The organism is Pontibacter qinzhouensis, from assembly GCF_008017455.1.
Classification (GTDB): Bacteria; Bacteroidota; Bacteroidia; order Cytophagales; family Hymenobacteraceae; genus Pontibacter; species Pontibacter qinzhouensis.
The window spans coordinates 14,831-30,470 of the sequence record NZ_VRTY01000005.1; the positions used below are offsets into that span (position 1 = coordinate 14,831).

The following is a 15,640-nucleotide window of genomic DNA, read 5'->3' on the forward strand; positions in this document are numbered from 1 at the left end:
CTCCAAATCTCTACATTCCTATATCTTCAAATCTTCAAATTCCCAAACCAACAAGTATACCATTTAGCAACCAACCATCAACCATTCCACTGGAGCTGCCGTATCTTCTAACCTATAACCTAAACATAAAGCTATGGGAATTACATCAGAGGCAGAAAATATAGAGAATACCGCCAACTGCATAATGGATGCTTTTAATACAATGGGTGTTGAGGCAGGTGATGTTTTGGCTTACCCAGACCTTTATCCGTATCTGCAGGAGCACTACCCTAGGTACAAAGACGTTCAGAAAGAGGCAGAGCAGCACCTGGCAAAAGAAGGGTTCGTAAACCCGGCGCCGGAGGGCTTAATGCTGACTCAAGTTGGGTATAAAGCCATTCAAGCAAAAAATGGAGAGTAAGTACTCTCCATTTTTTGTTTTCTGACGAAGCCATGGCATTTACTCTGGTAGTTGGGTCACCAACTGGTCTATTTCTGCTATAAAGGCTGGTAAGGCAGCACTTAGTCCTTCTTTCTGTTTGCTGTACACCATCTCTACCTGTCGGATGTCCATGCGGTACAAAATAAGTCCCTGGTCTGCTTCTGTTATGTACAAGAGCCTGTCGGGTGCCGAGGTTGTGGCTACCACATAGGTTCTGAAGCGGAATGTGTTTTTCAGGTGTTGCTGTGTAGGCGGTTTATTATCGAGGTAGCGTACGGCAACAGTAGTGTCGAGTGCTAGGGTACTTTCGATCTGGTAAAGTGCTTTTAAATCTCCTTCCTGAAAATTCCATTTCTTTATTTGGTGCCTGCCGCTGGAGTTGGTGCTGTATTGAGCTGAACCTAGGTCTACGCTGGCTACTACCTGGAACAGTTGCAGGTCGCTCTCGATGGTGCGTAGCGAAGGAGAACTGGAGGTGTTGTCGCTGATAAAGTATTGACCACCCTGCAGCAGCTGGTAATCTTTTGCAATGTCTTGTTGCAGCAGGAGAGTAGCTGGTTCAGGCGTAAAAAACGAAATTAGCAGCGGTAACAGGATATGGAGCACTGGCATACAATTCTTTTTTGTGTCTGCTTTATCTACTCAAAACCTGTGCCTTAGTTTTATTTTTAACTTAAATAACCCCAGAACCAGCCTCAGCAACCTTAAAAATCAACAAGCTTACAGCCTGCTGTTGTCTACAACGCGCCAGCTAATGTTGCCATCGGTTACCTCGTAGCGCAGCACCATGTAGCCGCCATCATGACCATCTTCGTAATAGGCCAGGGCATAACGGTCGTTTAAGATCCGGCTGTCGCGTATTTTCATCGTGCCTCCCATAGTACCATCTGCCGGAATGAGCTGCCGTTGTTTACGGTTCAGGTCGTTCATCAGGTCGCTTTCTGGTGCGCGAAGGCCTTTTCCTTTCAGGCGCTTCACATCACTTTCGCTGAGTGCACCTAACTGATCTACAAAATTTACGCCGCCGGGAGGCACTATTCCCATGGTATCGGGCGGTAGCGAAAGTGACTCCAGCGAGTCTGCAGCTTCCTGCGTTTGGTCAAGTTCCTGATGGGTCTCGGCTAATTTATTGTCTGCAATGGCCAGGCGGCTCTCGGCATCATTTTTTTTCCAATAGAAATAAAGTGCCAGAAATAAGAATATGGCAGCTAAAATCCAGGCGATGGTGGTTTTCATAAAGTAGTTTTCGGGGTTGGGTTGAGTTTTTAACGGTGGGCAGCAAAAAGAGATGGTGTTAATTTTTTGTTAAATAGGTTTTAATTTCAACTAATAAGCAGCAGGCAAGTGCAATAGCAGCAGAAATGCATTTGCCAGGCATTTTTGCCCAATTACCCAGATTGGCTACCTGCTACTAAAACACAGCAGCCTGACTAAAAGAATTCGATACCTAAAATTGCAGAAGTCGGAATGGCACAGCCTGCTTTAAAAGAGATAAATTTGTCGTCTACGGCCCAAACGGTTGTGTCTACTCTTTTAACTTCGCCATCTGCGGTTTTAAATGTTATCTCCACTTTGCCATGGTAAGCGTTCCCTAGCGAAGAGGCACGGTTCAGGTCCCACATTCTTCTTTTTTTGGCTTCCTTGTCTGTGAGCACATCCTGCTGGCCGAAACGGTAAGTTGGTATCTGTTCCTTCTCGACCAGCGGTATTAAGTTGACCAGTGTTTGCATATAATTTTAAGTTTAGTAACATAAGATTATACGCAGATATGTGTGAATAAATAATACTAATATGCACTAATTTAGCCTTTTACAGTTTTTGTAGAAAGTCCAGCGTGTCTATGCCATCAGCATAATCCCAGGGCATGGGGCACTGCGCCTCGCCAAACGGAATGCTGCCTTCCAGCCAGCCGTGGGCTGCCACAATACATTGCGTTTTGTCTTTTACGGCCGCCAGCTTCTGCCGCAGGTCTGCCAGGGAGGTAAAGGTTTCGTAGAACAGCACCGAAATAGGAGATACCAGCTGATCGCTCTCCCTTACCAGCATAAAACCGTTATCGAAATGGGGTACCCGGTTCACCAGCAGAATTGATTTGTTGTAGTCGTAGTTGTTCTGGTATTTGTGGTGATTCAGCAGCTTTTCACGGTCGGTGTTTGCCTCGAAAAACTTGTCGAAGGTGTAGCCTTCGGGCACAAATACTTTGGATACGTTGCGGCAGCCCAGTCCATAGTAACGCGAAATGTCTTCTCCGAGCGCATGTAAATCGTCTTTCTCTTCGTGGCCGGTTAATATACCGATGCTGGTGCGGTTCTTCCGGATAATGTGCGGTCGGCTGGCAAAATAATACTCAAAGTAGCGGGAGGTGTTGTCGGAGCCGGTGGCAATAATGGCATCTGAGTCGTTTAACCTTTCTACAAACTGAATATAGGGTGCAAAAGCAGGCTCGATCCGGATCAGCATCTGGGCCAGCCGGGTTAGCAGCACCTCATCGTCGGAGCTTCGCTTTGCCAACAGGTAGTGGCCGCTTATCAAAACCGACAGGAAATCGTGGAAGCCAACCATCGGAATATTACCGGCCATTACAACGCCAACTTTTTTTGGTTCCAGGTGGTTAAGCTTGTAGGGGTAGAGCCACTCCCGCAGATATTGCTCATCTAAAAAGGCGGTTATCCCGTTTAAAGCACAGGATACGTTTTCTTCATCGAACCAGGAGTTTATAGATGAGGCAGCAAACGCCAGCGCCTGACGTTCTTCAGGGGGCATGTTTCGCAGTTTATTTCCTAGTTGGATGAAGGCCGCAATCCTGTTTTCTAATATCATACTTATAGGTAATTTGAAATTTTATTTGAAAGGATACTTAATGTTGTTAATTTTGTTGTTGAATTAACAGTAAGAAGTACAAAAGTATAAAAAATATACAGGAGATACGATTATGGCTATAATGATCACTGACGAATGCATCAACTGTGGTGCCTGCGAACCAGAATGCCCGAATACCGCTATTTACGAAGGCGGTATGGAGTGGACCTGGGGCGGTGGTACTTCGCTGACGGAAGTGGAAATAGACGGAGGTGAGGTTATTGCAGGAGATGCCCCTCAGGCCCCAATTTCAGACGAATTTTACTACATTGTTTCAGATAAGTGTACAGAGTGTATGGGTTTCCATGAGGAGCCACAGTGCGCTGCTGTGTGTCCGGTAGATTGCTGCGTCGATGACCCAGACTACCGTGAGACAGAGGAAGAACTTTTAGGCAAGAAAGAGTGGCTGCACCAGGAGGCCAGCTAATCTGAACTGCTTTTGCTACAAAGCCTGCCTCTTTCGGGGTGGGCTTTTTTTATGTTTGAGGCCGCCTAAATTAGTCGCTGTTTGTAAATTATTCTAATGAAAACAGCCTTCCGAAGCTTTTTGCTCCTTTTTTGATCAAGGGTAGCTGCGTATTCTGCTGCAGATTTCCAACGCTGTTCGGAGGTACTGTCATAAAAAGCAGTATCGGAAAGGTAGTCATTCCCAACCCAACCATTTAACAATTAAGCCATTTAACAATTCAACAACCAGTAATTAGCAACCATTCAACAATCAGCGACCAAATTATTCTAATGAAAATGGCCTTCCGAAACTTTTTGCTCGTTTTTATGCCAAGGGTAGCCGCTTTTCCTGCTGCAGGTTTCCGACATAGAAAGTCTTGCATTCCGTCTCCTGATACTTGTTTTCTTTTCCTTACTCATTAAACAATTAAAATTCCTAATTTTGCAAACCCATTTTAGGAGAGAATAAGATGTCTGTTTCAACGAAATATAACCCCAGAGAGGTAGAGCAGAAGTGGTTCGATAGCTGGATGCAGCGCGGCTTCTTCAGTTCAAAGCCCAACCCGAAAAAAGAGCCTTATACCATTGTTATTCCGCCGCCAAACGTAACCGGCGTACTGCACATGGGCCACATGCTCAACAACACCATACAAGATGTACTCATCAGGCGTGCCCGCATGCAGGGCAAAGAGGCTTGTTGGGTGCCCGGCACCGACCATGCCTCCATTGCCACAGAGGCAAAGGTAGTGGCCATGCTCAAGGAGAAGGGAATTGAGAAAAGCGACCTCACCCGCGAGGAGTTCCTGAAGCACGCCTGGGAGTGGAAAGAAAAGTACGGTGGCATTATTCTGGAGCAGCTCAAAAAACTGGGCGCCTCCTGCGACTGGGACCGCACCCGCTTTACGATGGAAGAAGACATGAGCGCCGCCGTAATTGAGGTGTTCGTAGACCTGTACCGTAAAGGCAAAATTTACCGCGGCGTACGCATGGTTAACTGGGACCCGAAAGGCGGCACTGCCCTTTCTGACGAAGAAGTAATTCCGAAAGATACCATGGCCAAAATGTACCACCTGCAGTACGAGGTGGTAGGCCAGGAGGGGCAATTTATAACTATTGCTACTTCCCGCCCCGAAACCATTATGGCCGACGTAGCCGTGGCTGTTAACCCCAACGACGAACGCTACAAGCAGCTGCACGGTCAGAAGGTGCGCATTCCGCTGCTTGGCCGCGAAATTCCAATTATTCTGGATGAGTACGTGAGCATCGACTTTGGTACCGGTGCTCTCAAAGTAACACCAGCCCACGACCTGAATGACTACGAACTTGGCCAGAAGCACAAGCTGCCAACTATTGATATTCTGGACGATGCCGGTTTCCTGAACGAAAAGGCGCAGCTATATGTGGGGCAGGACCGCTTTGCCGCCCGCCGCAACATCGTAAAGGATCTGGAAGAAGCAGGCTTGCTTGTTAAAGTGGAAGAGTACGCCAGCGTGCTGCAAACATCAGAGCGAACCGGCGCTGTAATTGAGCCGCGTTTGTCGATGCAGTGGTTCTGTAAAATGGACGATATGGCAAAACCAGCCAAGGAAGCCGTGATGGAAGATGAAATTCGACTGCACCCGCCTAAGTTCAAGAACATGTACCGCTCCTGGATGGAGAACATCCGCGACTGGTGTATTTCGCGACAGCTGTGGTGGGGACAGCAAATACCTGCTTACTACCTGCCCGATGGCTCGTATGTAGTAGCAACCACAGCCGAAGAAGCGTTGCGCCTGGCCCGCCAGCAAGCTGGTAATGAAGGGTTGCAGGCATCGGATCTGCGGCAGGACGAAGATGTGCTCGATACCTGGTTTTCTTCGTGGTTGTGGCCAATCTCTGTTTTCAATGGCTTCAAAGACCCGGATAACAAAGATATTCTGTACTACTACCCGACCAACGACCTGGTAACGGCTCCTGAAATCCTGTTTTTCTGGGTGGCACGTATGATTATGGCTGGTTACGAGTTCCGTAACGAGCCGCCGTTCAAAAACGTGTACCTGACAGGCATTGTGCGCGATGCGCAGGGCCGTAAAATGTCGAAGCAACTGGGCAACTCCCCGGACCCGCTCGACCTGATAGACCAGTATGGTGCCGACGGTGTGCGTACCGGTATGCTTTTCAGCTCGCAGGCCGGTAACGACCTGATGTTCGATGAGAAACTGATAGAGCAGGGCCGTAACTTCAGCAACAAGATCTGGAATGCTTTCAGGTTGATAAAAGGTTGGGAAGTAGACGAAAACCTGCCTTGTCCGAACGAAACGGCCATGAAATGGTACGAGTCGCGGTTCAACGAGGCGTTTGTGCAGATCGAGGATCATTTCAGTAAATTCCGTATTTCGGATGCGCTACTGGCGGTGTACAAGCTGGTATGGGACGATTTCTGCTCCAACTACCTCGAGATGATTAAGCCAGCGTACCAGCAGCCAATTGATGCGCGAACCCTGGTTACTACCATCGATTTTCTGGAGAAGAACCTGAAGGTGCTGCACCCGTTCATGCCATTTATTACCGAAGAGCTGTGGCATGAGCTAAAGGAGCGCAAAGAGAAAGAATACCTGATTGTAGCTGCCTGGCCGAAGAAAGATAAATTTGACAAAAATATTATCGACCAGATGGAAGTAGTGCTGAAAGTGGTAGCTGCTATCCGGAACGTACGTAATTCCAAAAATATTCCGAATAACAAGCAGTTGGCGCTGTCGGTGAAGGTGATGGGGCAACATGATTATGAACCGTTCCTGCCGATCATCAGTAAGCTAGGCAACATGAGCGAGATCAGCTTTGTACAGGAAAATCTGGAAGGTGCCATTAGCTTTGTAGAGGCCGGAGACGAGTTCTTTATTCCGATGGATGGTAACATTGATGTGGAAGCAGAGCGCGAGCGGCTGGTAAAGGAGCTGGAGTATACCCAAGGCTTCCTGAACTCAGTGGCGAAAAAGCTCAGCAACGAGCGTTTCGTAAATGGAGCACCAGAAGCAGTTATCAGCAACGAACGCAAAAAGCAAGCCGACGCAGAAGCCAAGATAAAAGCCCTGGAGCAAAGCCTGGCCTCGCTGTAGACTACTTTAATTTTGATAGAACGGCAGCGGCCGCTTTCGAAAGGGAGCGGCCGCTGCCGTTAAAAAGTTTTTATGACCTCGCAGTGTGCGCAGCTCCTGCGAGTGTCTTGTCTGCAATAAAACTTAGGTTGAGCTAACTCCAATTATTTAAATGGAAACATCCTTCCAACTCTATTTTCAGTTGCTGCTCCTCAGACACTCGCAGGAGCTGCGCACACTGCGAGGTCTCTGTTGCTGATGCGCTTAATTATTCTAATGAAATGTGCCTTCCGAAGACTAAAAGAGCCTGTTGATGCCAAGGGTTTACATGTTGAACTCCCGAAGGGCTTCAGGATATCCTTTCCAGTTCCTGCTGTTTTTTCTTAGGCAGTTTTGCCCGCACCAGGTTGTATGACTTGTTAATACACTGCTGCCATTCCTGTTGCTGCAGGCGGTTCAGGTTATCGAAGGCTACCCACTTATAGCGGGCCAGGTAAGGAGCCGGGGCAAAACCTTCGCGTTCGCAAAAGGCATCGAATTCCTCGTCCGGAACTTTAAAAGAGCCGGTTATCGGGTTCTCTTCAAAGCCAAGCACCAGGAACATTTTTTCCGCTACACAGAAGCAAAGGTCTTTTTCCCATTTAATATCCTGCGTTACACCCGGCAGTTGCTGGCAAAGGTGTTCTACTTGTTCAAGTGTCATGGTAGCTTAGTTACTGATGCTTTTGTCTTTTTTGTAAACTTCGGGGTTGATGCAGTGTGGCAGTCGTTTGCCGTGTAAGCCAGCGATGATATTCATGGCGGCCAGCCGGGCCATGTCGTTGCGGGCCTGCACGGTGGCAGAACCAATATGCGGCAAAACGGCAGCATTTGGCATCGAGAGCAACGGGTTGTCCGGCTTCATCGGTTCTGGGTTAGTTACGTCCAGGCCGGCTCCCCAGATCCAGCCTTCGTTCAGTGCCTGTATCAGGTCCTGTTCCTGGTGTATTTTGCCACGTGCCGTGTTTATAAAAATGGAAGAAGGTTTCATTTTGCGAAAAACATCGGCATTGAATTTACCTTCGGTTTCGGGGCTTAGCGCCACATGCACCGACAGCACATCGCTCTGTGCCAGCAGTTCCTCGAAACTAACTCTCTGCGCCTGCAGCTCCTGCTCGGCCTGCACGTTGTGGGAGCGGTTGTGGTAAATGACCTTCATGTTATAGGCTCCACGGCAGCGCCGGGCAAGCTCCATCCCAATACGGCCGAGTCCAAAAATGCCAAGCGTTTTATTTTTCAGTTCCACGCCCAGGTTAAGTGTAGGGCGGTACGTCCCCCAGTCGCCACTTATAATGCGCTTGTGCATGTAAAAAGCTTTGCGCGACACAGCCAGCATTAGCAGAAAAGCCACATCGGCGGTAGCATCGCTGAGTACATCGGGTGTGTTGCCAAACGGAATGCCAAGGCGGGTTGATGCAGCTACATCTACGTTGTCGTAGCCTACTGAGAACTGCGCTATCACCTTCAGGTGCTGGCACTGCGTCAGGAAATGAGCATCCATTTTGTCGGAGCCCATGCACAGCAGCGCGTCGTGCTGTTTGGCCTGCTCTATAAGCTCCTGCTGCGTTATCTGCCTGTCTTCGGTCCAGACTGTTGTCTGCAGACCCGCCTGCTGTAGCAGTTGAAGCCCGGTGTCAGGAATAAGCCTCGAAACAAATACCTTCATTTTTTAATGTTGAATGAGAGATTGAGTGTATGAGTGAATTACACTTGCATTGAATCAATGATTCAGCAAGCTAAGAAGCTAAACAAACAGCAAGAACTATCAACAATTTACAAGCTTACTGCTGTGCCAGTTCCGGTAAAGCTGCTTTTCTGGAGATGGCGAGCAAGCCCATAAAAGTTAGAAATCCGTTCAGAATCAGCACTTCAAAGCCAAAAACATAGCCATAGAACCACTCTACTGAATTATCGCTGATGATGTAGGTGAGGAGGGGAGCCATAATGCAAATGGCTGGAACAAATTTGTCTCGCACCACACGTTTGGTGTAAAGGCCAAAGGTGTAGAGCCCCAACAGCGGCCCATACGTATAACCTGCTACCTTAAACACCGCATTAATAACGCTCTGGTCGTTGAGTATCTGAAACGCGATAATTACCAGTACCATCACCACTGAAACCCCAAAGTGCACGACATAGCGGGTGCGTACCTTTTCTTTTTCTTCTTTGTTTTTGAAGTCCAGAAAATCGACGCAAAAGGAGGTGGTGAGGGCGGTGAGGGCAGAGTCGGCGGAGGCGTACGTAATGGCAATGATTCCCAGAATAAACACCACGCCCAGGAAGTAGGAAAAGTGGTTTAGCGCCAGGAATGGGAATACATCATCGCCAACAATTTGTCCTTTGTCGTTTATCGGCAATGAGATTCCCATTTTCTCTGCATAAATGTACAGCAGCGCGCCCAGCGATAGGAACAGCATGTTGACGAACACCAGAATGATGCTGAACCAGAACATGTTTTTCTGCGCCTCGCCAATGTTTTTGCAGCTCAGGTTCTTCTGCATCATGTCCTGGTCCAGGCCCGTCATTACAATGGCAATAAAGGCTCCGGAGAAGAATTGCTTCAGAAAATATTTGCTGTCTCTGAAATCCCAGAAAAATACCTGGGAGTATTTACTTTCGGTTACTGTGGTTACCAGCCCCTGAAACGAAAGATTCAGATCATCAGAAATCATGATAATACTGGTGACCACAGCCACGAGCATGGCAGTGGTCTGGAAGGTATCGGTCCAGATAATGGTTTTCATGCCGCCCCGGAAGGTGTAGACCCAGATCAGCAGAATGGTAATGATAACAGACACGGAAAATGGAATGCCCAGGTCATCGAACACAGCCAGCTGCAGTACCCCCGCCACCAGAAACAGCCGGATAGAGGCACCCAGCGTGCGCGAGAGCAGGAAAAAGGCCGCTCCTGTTTTATACGACCAGTAACCGAAACGCTGCTCCAGGTAGGTATAAATAGACACCAGATTAAGCTTGTAGTAGAGCGGCATGAGCACCGTAGCAATAACCAGGTAGCCCAACAGGTAGCCCAGCACCAGCTGCAGGTACGAGAACTGCGCATTGGCCACCATGCCCGGAATGGAGATAAATGTAACCCCCGACAGCGACGTGCCGATCATGCCAAAGGCCACCACATACCAGGGCGACTGGCGGTTAGCCAGAAAGAAAGTTTCGGAGTCGGAGTTCCTGCTGGTAATGAAGGAAATAACGATCAGGATGAAGAAGTAGGCTATTATTAAGCCTATAGTGAACATGGAAGACATAGATGCAGGAGAATCTTTGTACAGGCTGAAAAGGCCATTATACAAATATAGCAAAATATCGGTCTGTAAGAGCTTAGTTCACCAGCTCGCTTAAGAGCACAGGCTGGCCTATCGACGGAATTTGCAGCCCCTGCAGCATACCAGCCGATGCAATTTGCTCCAGCAGCCGGACCGGCTCCCCGGCAGGCTCATCCGATAGGTCGAAGGTGCCATAGTGCATGGGTATAAATGCGCCTCCACGGAGCAGGTTATAGGCTTTTACTGCTTCGTGTGGGTTCAGGTGGCTACGCTGCATCAGGAACGTAGGTTTGTAGGCGCCCACCGGCATAATGCAAATATCCATAGCCCCGAACAGCTCCTGTATTTCATCGAAATGGCTGCCATAGCCTGTGTCGCCGGCAAAGTAAAGGAGCGTGCTGGCAGTTTTTATCACAAAGCTTCCCCAGAGCATTTTGTTCATGTCGAAGGCGGAGCGGCGGTGCCAGTGGGAGGCTGGCATAAAGTAAACTTCAATGCCAGCGGGTGCCAGGTCGTATTGCTGAAACCAGCCTGCCTCCTGGTAGGGCAGGCGGCGCTCTATGCCACGCAGCACATCGCCGGAGCCAAGTGGTGTTAAAGCCTTGATAGAAGGATTCTGGTTGAAGATGGCACGAATAGACTTTGTGTCCATGTGGTCGCGGTGCCCATGCGAGAGCAGTAGAAAATCGATGCCACACAAGTGTTCCGGCGGACAAGGCAGCCCCACCCTGCGTTTCAGCAAAGGCAGGTCGTACAGAACCGGGTCAGTCAGAAATGTTACGCCATTTAGCCGGATCAGAAAAGAAGCATGCCCGAGCCACACCACCATGTCGTCGGTGGAACTCAGGAAATCGGAGCCAAGGTGTACCTCTGGCACAAACATGTCGGCTTTTTTCTCGTCGCGTTGCGGGTTAGGAGAGAGTTTCCATTTCAACACATTGCTGAAGGCAGGCAAATACAGCTCATCGCCGTTGGCAAAGAGTCCGTCTATGATTTTGTTTCCTCTGTAACCAGGCTTTATCGTCTGTAATTTCTCATTTCTGACATGCCTGATTTTTCTGTTCTGCTGCTGCAAGGTTGTCGTCAGTTAAGTCTGTAATTATAAGCTAAACGAGAGAATTGGTTAAACAGGTACATATGGGAGTTTAAGTTTGGCAGAAGGGGACAAAAAGAAGGCGCTTTCCTGTTACCAGAAAAGCGCCTTTTGCACGGAGATGATTGCGGCTAGTAAAACCCAAACGGACCGCGCTGGTAGCCGCCAAAGCCTGGGCCATACATGTTGTTGTAGGGCGAACCGCCTTCGGAGTAGCGAATGCCGCCGGTTACAGAAATATTGGGCGTAATTTTATAAGTTGCTCTAAAGTCCATGCCTTGGCGGCCGGGGCTCATAAAGTTGTTGTACATAAAGTTGTTGCCCGACTGGTTCGAGAGGTCTTTCCAGAAGCTGCCGCTCACCAGCAGGCGCTCACTCACCAGGTACTCACCGCCAACATTTACCAGGTAGTGGTTGCTGCCTGTGCTGCGCCGCATCATGGTGCCGCCCTCCGGGGTTGTGGTGCTGTATTGCTGTGGCATCATGTGCATGTAAGTAAAGCTGGCAAACCCTCTGAAACGGTCGGTTATCTGGTAACGGGCCGATGGCTCCAGGTATGTAGCGCCTCCCCAGTTGCTGATGCTGGTGCCTGCCGAAAGGCCGTAGCTCATGCGCGGACCTGAAAACGAAGGCTTCTCCTTTACAACCGAACTAAGCTCCCGGACAGGCGCTTCTACGCCTTCCGGCTCCGGCAGCTGTTCCAGGCTGGCTTTACCGGCTGTTTGGGCCATTGCCTGGCTGGCAAAGAGCAGGCTGGTTGCCAATATCGTGAATACTATATTTCTCATTTAAAGGAATTACTGTTCTGAAGAAGTAATTTACGAATTTATTGTAAGAAGCCAAAATGATGCCTGCTTTGGAGAACGTGCTGACATGTTACTTGTTTTTGAGTCAGTGAAAGAAATGGAGCAGGTCCTGAGGACGCAGTTGAATTAGGATTATTCAAATGAAAATACCCTTCAGAAGGTTTTAACACCATTTTATGTCAAGGGTAAAGCTCAGAAGTTGTACGTTTATTGCCGGATTTTGATCTCAGCCATGGTTTGCCTATACTGCCCAGACGCTCGCAGGAGCTGCGCACGCTGCGAGGTCTTCCGACTATCTTTAGTCAACCATTTAACCATAAAGCCATTTAACAATCAAGAACCAATTATTCTAATCAAAATGCCCTTCCGGAGCTGTTCGGCTGTTTTTAGCGCCAAGGGTTACCTGGTGTTGAGGTGGTGTCTTTCGGAAGACTTTTGTCTGGACCAGGCCTTTTAAGAATGGTTTAGTGTACACTTCCTGTAGCTGAAGTTGCTCAAAATGATTCTTGAAATCTGGAAGTGACCGGGCTTCTACCTGGCTTACGATACCGAAAAAAATGTACATGCTTTTCAGAAGTACCTGCTGCCACCAGGGAGCGGGAGTGGCAACCGGCCAGAAATCTGTAAAAAGCCACTGACCGTTCTGATCTAATGACCTTGCCAACCGGCTCATTAACCCCTGTAGACGGTGAGGTGGGAACAGGTCGAGCAGGAAAGGAGTAATAATGGTGTCGAACAGTTCTGTTTCCTGTAAGGCAGCTTCGGTGCCAAGTCTGAATTCTACTGTAGCACCGGCTGCCTCTAGCTTCGCAAATCGCTGCTGCGCCAGCCGGAGCATAACCGGCGATGCCTCCAGATAAAGCACCTGCAGCGGCTGACATGTCCGCAGCATTTGCTCCAGGAGCTTGCCACTTCCGCCACCTATAATTAAAACGCGCTGCTTCGCCTGCACAAACGGAAGCAGCGCGTTTTGTGCCTGTTGCAGTTCGTTGCCAAACACCAGCCCCGCCAGCACATCGTAAAACGGTGCAATACGGTCGAAGCCTCTATCAGGCAAGTTGGGTTTGAGTTTCGTAATAATGCGGCTGGTTTAGATGCTAGATACTAGCTATTAGACTTTTAAGTTAAAAGAACTTGATTAGTTATGAGTTAAAGTTAAGAGGTAATCAATTCACTTATTCACTTATTCAAAATTAAAAAAGCTACCGGTTAAAATGGTCATCCAGAATTCCTTGCAGTTTTTGAAAAATGTAGTCGGTCAGGTCTTTGCGTATTTGCTGCGTATTGCCTTTAAATACTTCTCTGAACTCTTCAGCTTTTCCGTCATATAAAATAGAAACGAACATAGTGCCTACCGGTTTTTCAGAAGTTTCGGAGCCGCCAGGGCCGGCAAGGCCCGTTGTGGCGATAGAGATATCGGCATTCAGGGCTTTTTTCAGGCCCATCACCATTTCGTTTGTTACCTGCTGCGATTCGGCGGTGTAGAGGTCAAGTGTATCTTGTTTTACGCCTAAAAGTTTTTTCTTGGCTTCGGGTTGGTATACAACCAGGCTTCCCAATAACACATTGCTGCTGCCGGTGCCTTTAGTAAACTCCGAAGCCAGCATGCCCGCTGTGCAACTTTCGGCAAAAGCTACGGTCAGGCCTTTGTCTTTTAAACTCGTTAAGAGTTCCGTCAGCTCAGATTGATTCATATATAAGTTTGTTTAGATAGTTGAACACGGTAAAACAGGTGATTCTCTTACTGCTTATGCGCCCCGAAAGTTTAAGATAAAGGGTAGCTTTCTAAAATGCTGTACCTGGGGTGGGGCGATGCCAGCTCCGACTGCCACAGCGCCACCGCATTAACTGGTAGCTGCACTGGCGTTTCAGGCAGAAGGGTAGGTAAGGCTGTGGGTAGTGGCTTATCTTTACGGAACCGCGCCAGCGTTACGTGCGGAACAGGGTTTTGCTGTTTTGGCGGCTGCAGGGCCAACTGCTGCGTTAGGTGGCGGTTAAGTTCTTCGAAATTGGAGTTTTGTGCAAAGCGAGCCCAGAGCAGGCGCGGCGAGCGTGGGTTTGGGCCCGGCTCCAGGCAGTGGAGCGCTAACTCAAAAGCTGTGTGGCTTGCGGCAGCTATACGTATTTTCTCTTTTACATCGGGCAGCGCACCGGCAGGCACGTTGCCAATAAAGAACAGTGTCAGATGCAGGTTCTGCTCGGGCACAAATCGTAAGGCCTCCTGCTGGTAGGGCTGCAATTGTGTGGCTAAGTAGGCCTTTAGGGCGGCAGGCAAAGCGGCTGCCACAAATAAACGAACGGTTTCCTGCATAATTTCTGATGAGATAAGTGGTGCTGCCGTATTTATTGTTCCGAATTTTAAAGAATACGTATGTAAGTGGCAGCCGTATGCAACGGCCTGTTGCGCTTCACAAATTTATTTATGATCAGATCCTTTTATAAAAAAATAGTTGCCGCACTTGCGCTTTTCACGCTGGAGCTTTTTTTTGCCTGGGGCTTGTTCCTGGTGTGCATCATCTTGTTTTTGTATGTAAGCAAACAAGTGGTAGAAGGTGGTAACCTTAATTTCGATACGGCAGCTTTTAACTTTGCAGACAGTATTGCCAATACCGGTTTAACAGACTTTATCGAGGTTATCACTTTTTTCGGTTCGCGGCAATTTCTGACTCCTGCTGCGCTTTTGTTGATAGCTTATTTCCTGTTCATCAGGAAGCACCGCTGGTATTCGCTAAAAGTGCCGGTCGTGGCGCTGGGTAGCATAACGCTAAACCTGGTGCTGAAATACTTGTTCGACCGGCCACGCCCTGCTTTGCCGCACCTGGTGCACGCATCAGGGCTTAGTTTCCCGAGTGGCCACTCTATGGTGGCGGCTTCTTTTTACGGGCTACTCATATACCTGGCCTGGAAGCATATCGAAACCCCGATCTGGCGCTATACCGTGGTTGGGCTGCTAACACTCCTGATCATGCTAATTGGTTTTAGCCGTATATACCTGCATGTGCACTATGCTACCGATGTGCTGGCAGGCTTTGCTGCTGGTTTTATGTGGGTTATAATTGGTTTGTGGAGCCTGCGCAAAATAGAACGTTTTTCTAAAAAAGAGTTAACGCCGGTTATAGAAGAATAGCGTGCTGTTGCACCAACAGAAAAATTTTCAGGAATGTATTGCAAGTAGAAAAAACTTTGTAGATTTGCACTCCCAAACACGATAAATGGATGGGAATTCTGAACTACAATTTGCGCACGTGGCGGAATTGGTAGACGCGCAGGTCTCAGAAGCCTGTGCCTTCGGGTGTGGGAGTTCGACTCTCCCCGTGCGCACTACCATTGCAAAGGGCCAGCTTTTCAGCTGGCCCTTTGCTTTTTACACTACTTATGCTTATCGCAAAAACACTCTCCTTTTGTGCCTCCTGCATTGTGCTATCCTCCTGTCGCTCCAGGGTAAAGGTGCCTTAGCCCAAAACCTGCCCTTTAGAAGAACACCAAAGCTTGCTCCATACTTTAAAGCAGGTCTTAAAAGTTAACCTCAAAGTTTTATCTGAGATATTGTTTTCTGTTACCTGTAGCCTTATATTTATCTGAATAAAAGCTACTTTTCTTCATTGCTGGAGTTCAGGTCA

Annotated in this window: 16 protein-coding genes and 1 tRNA gene; 5 read left to right on the forward strand and 12 right to left on the reverse strand. The window is 48.4% G+C overall.

Annotation, left to right across the window (positions count from 1 at the left end; genetic code table 11):
* Positions 1 to 133 precede the first annotated feature (133 nt).
* Positions 134 to 400, forward strand: coding sequence for a hypothetical protein (locus FVR03_RS01980; protein ID WP_255474024.1), 267 nt, complete (start codon positions 134 to 136; stop codon positions 398 to 400).
* A 39-nt stretch (positions 401 to 439) separates the two neighbouring features.
* On the opposite strand, the gene FVR03_RS01985 is transcribed toward FVR03_RS01980, so the two are convergent.
* The 4 genes from FVR03_RS01985 to FVR03_RS02000 form a co-directional block, all read right to left on the reverse strand.
* Positions 440 to 1,033: a hypothetical protein gene (locus FVR03_RS01985; RefSeq protein ID WP_147920087.1), complete on the reverse strand. Its 594-nt coding sequence runs from the start codon at positions 1,031 to 1,033 to the stop codon at positions 440 to 442.
* Between the two features lie 108 nt (positions 1,034 to 1,141).
* Positions 1,142 to 1,657 carry a hypothetical protein gene (locus tag FVR03_RS01990; RefSeq protein WP_147920088.1) on the reverse strand — a complete coding sequence of 172 codons (516 nt, stop codon included), beginning with the start codon at positions 1,655 to 1,657 and terminating at the stop codon, positions 1,142 to 1,144.
* A gap of 194 nt (positions 1,658 to 1,851) precedes the next feature.
* Positions 1,852 to 2,151, reverse strand: a complete 300-nt coding sequence (locus tag FVR03_RS01995; protein ID WP_147920089.1) for a hypothetical protein — start codon at positions 2,149 to 2,151, stop codon at positions 1,852 to 1,854.
* A 79-nt stretch (positions 2,152 to 2,230) separates the two neighbouring features.
* Complete coding sequence (locus FVR03_RS02000; RefSeq protein WP_147920090.1) at positions 2,231 to 3,241, reverse strand: acyl-CoA reductase; 1,011 nt, start codon at positions 3,239 to 3,241, stop codon at positions 2,231 to 2,233.
* 112 nt (positions 3,242 to 3,353) lie between these two features.
* Between FVR03_RS02000 and FVR03_RS02005 the strand changes: the two genes are divergently transcribed.
* Positions 3,354 to 3,707 carry a 4Fe-4S binding protein gene (locus tag FVR03_RS02005; RefSeq protein ID WP_147920091.1) on the forward strand — a complete coding sequence of 118 codons (354 nt, stop codon included), beginning with the start codon at positions 3,354 to 3,356 and terminating at the stop codon, positions 3,705 to 3,707.
* Between the two features lie 490 nt (positions 3,708 to 4,197).
* Positions 4,198 to 6,822, forward strand: a complete 2,625-nt coding sequence (locus FVR03_RS02010) for a valine--tRNA ligase (protein WP_147920092.1) — start codon at positions 4,198 to 4,200, stop codon at positions 6,820 to 6,822.
* Between the two features lie 328 nt (positions 6,823 to 7,150).
* On the opposite strand, the gene FVR03_RS02015 is transcribed toward FVR03_RS02010, so the two are convergent.
* The 8 genes from FVR03_RS02015 to thpR form a co-directional block, all read right to left on the reverse strand.
* Positions 7,151 to 7,504 (reverse strand): MmcQ/YjbR family DNA-binding protein, encoded by a 354-nt coding sequence (locus FVR03_RS02015; RefSeq protein ID WP_255474025.1) that lies wholly within the window; start codon positions 7,502 to 7,504, stop codon positions 7,151 to 7,153.
* 6 nt (positions 7,505 to 7,510) lie between these two features.
* Positions 7,511 to 8,506, reverse strand: a complete 996-nt coding sequence (locus FVR03_RS02020) for a 2-hydroxyacid dehydrogenase (RefSeq protein ID WP_147920093.1) — start codon at positions 8,504 to 8,506, stop codon at positions 7,511 to 7,513.
* A gap of 115 nt (positions 8,507 to 8,621) precedes the next feature.
* The gene (locus FVR03_RS02025; RefSeq protein WP_147920094.1) at positions 8,622 to 10,103 is read right to left on the reverse strand and encodes a sodium:solute symporter; all 1,482 of its coding nucleotides are present in this window, start codon (positions 10,101 to 10,103) and stop codon (positions 8,622 to 8,624) included.
* A gap of 73 nt (positions 10,104 to 10,176) precedes the next feature.
* Positions 10,177 to 11,196 (reverse strand): MBL fold metallo-hydrolase, encoded by a 1,020-nt coding sequence (locus FVR03_RS02030; protein WP_147920095.1) that lies wholly within the window; start codon positions 11,194 to 11,196, stop codon positions 10,177 to 10,179.
* 149 nt (positions 11,197 to 11,345) lie between these two features.
* The gene (locus tag FVR03_RS02035) at positions 11,346 to 12,002 is read right to left on the reverse strand and encodes a hypothetical protein (RefSeq protein ID WP_187270007.1); all 657 of its coding nucleotides are present in this window, start codon (positions 12,000 to 12,002) and stop codon (positions 11,346 to 11,348) included.
* A gap of 367 nt (positions 12,003 to 12,369) precedes the next feature.
* On the reverse strand, positions 12,370 to 13,077 hold the full coding sequence (locus tag FVR03_RS02040) for a class I SAM-dependent methyltransferase (RefSeq protein ID WP_255474026.1): 708 nt from the start codon (positions 13,075 to 13,077) through the stop codon (positions 12,370 to 12,372).
* A gap of 145 nt (positions 13,078 to 13,222) precedes the next feature.
* Positions 13,223 to 13,714 carry a CinA family protein gene (locus FVR03_RS02045; RefSeq protein WP_147920097.1) on the reverse strand — a complete coding sequence of 164 codons (492 nt, stop codon included), beginning with the start codon at positions 13,712 to 13,714 and terminating at the stop codon, positions 13,223 to 13,225.
* A gap of 71 nt (positions 13,715 to 13,785) precedes the next feature.
* Positions 13,786 to 14,331, reverse strand: a complete 546-nt coding sequence (gene thpR / locus FVR03_RS02050; protein WP_147920098.1) for an RNA 2',3'-cyclic phosphodiesterase — start codon at positions 14,329 to 14,331, stop codon at positions 13,786 to 13,788.
* 111 nt (positions 14,332 to 14,442) lie between these two features.
* On the opposite strand from thpR, the gene FVR03_RS02055 reads away from it, so the two are divergent.
* Entirely contained in the window at positions 14,443 to 15,147 is a 705-nt protein-coding gene (locus FVR03_RS02055; protein WP_147920099.1) for a phosphatase PAP2 family protein, read from the forward strand.
* 112 nt (positions 15,148 to 15,259) lie between these two features.
* Positions 15,260 to 15,341: transfer RNA gene (locus FVR03_RS02060), tRNA-Leu, on the forward strand.
* The last annotated feature ends 299 nt before the right edge of the window (positions 15,342 to 15,640 follow it).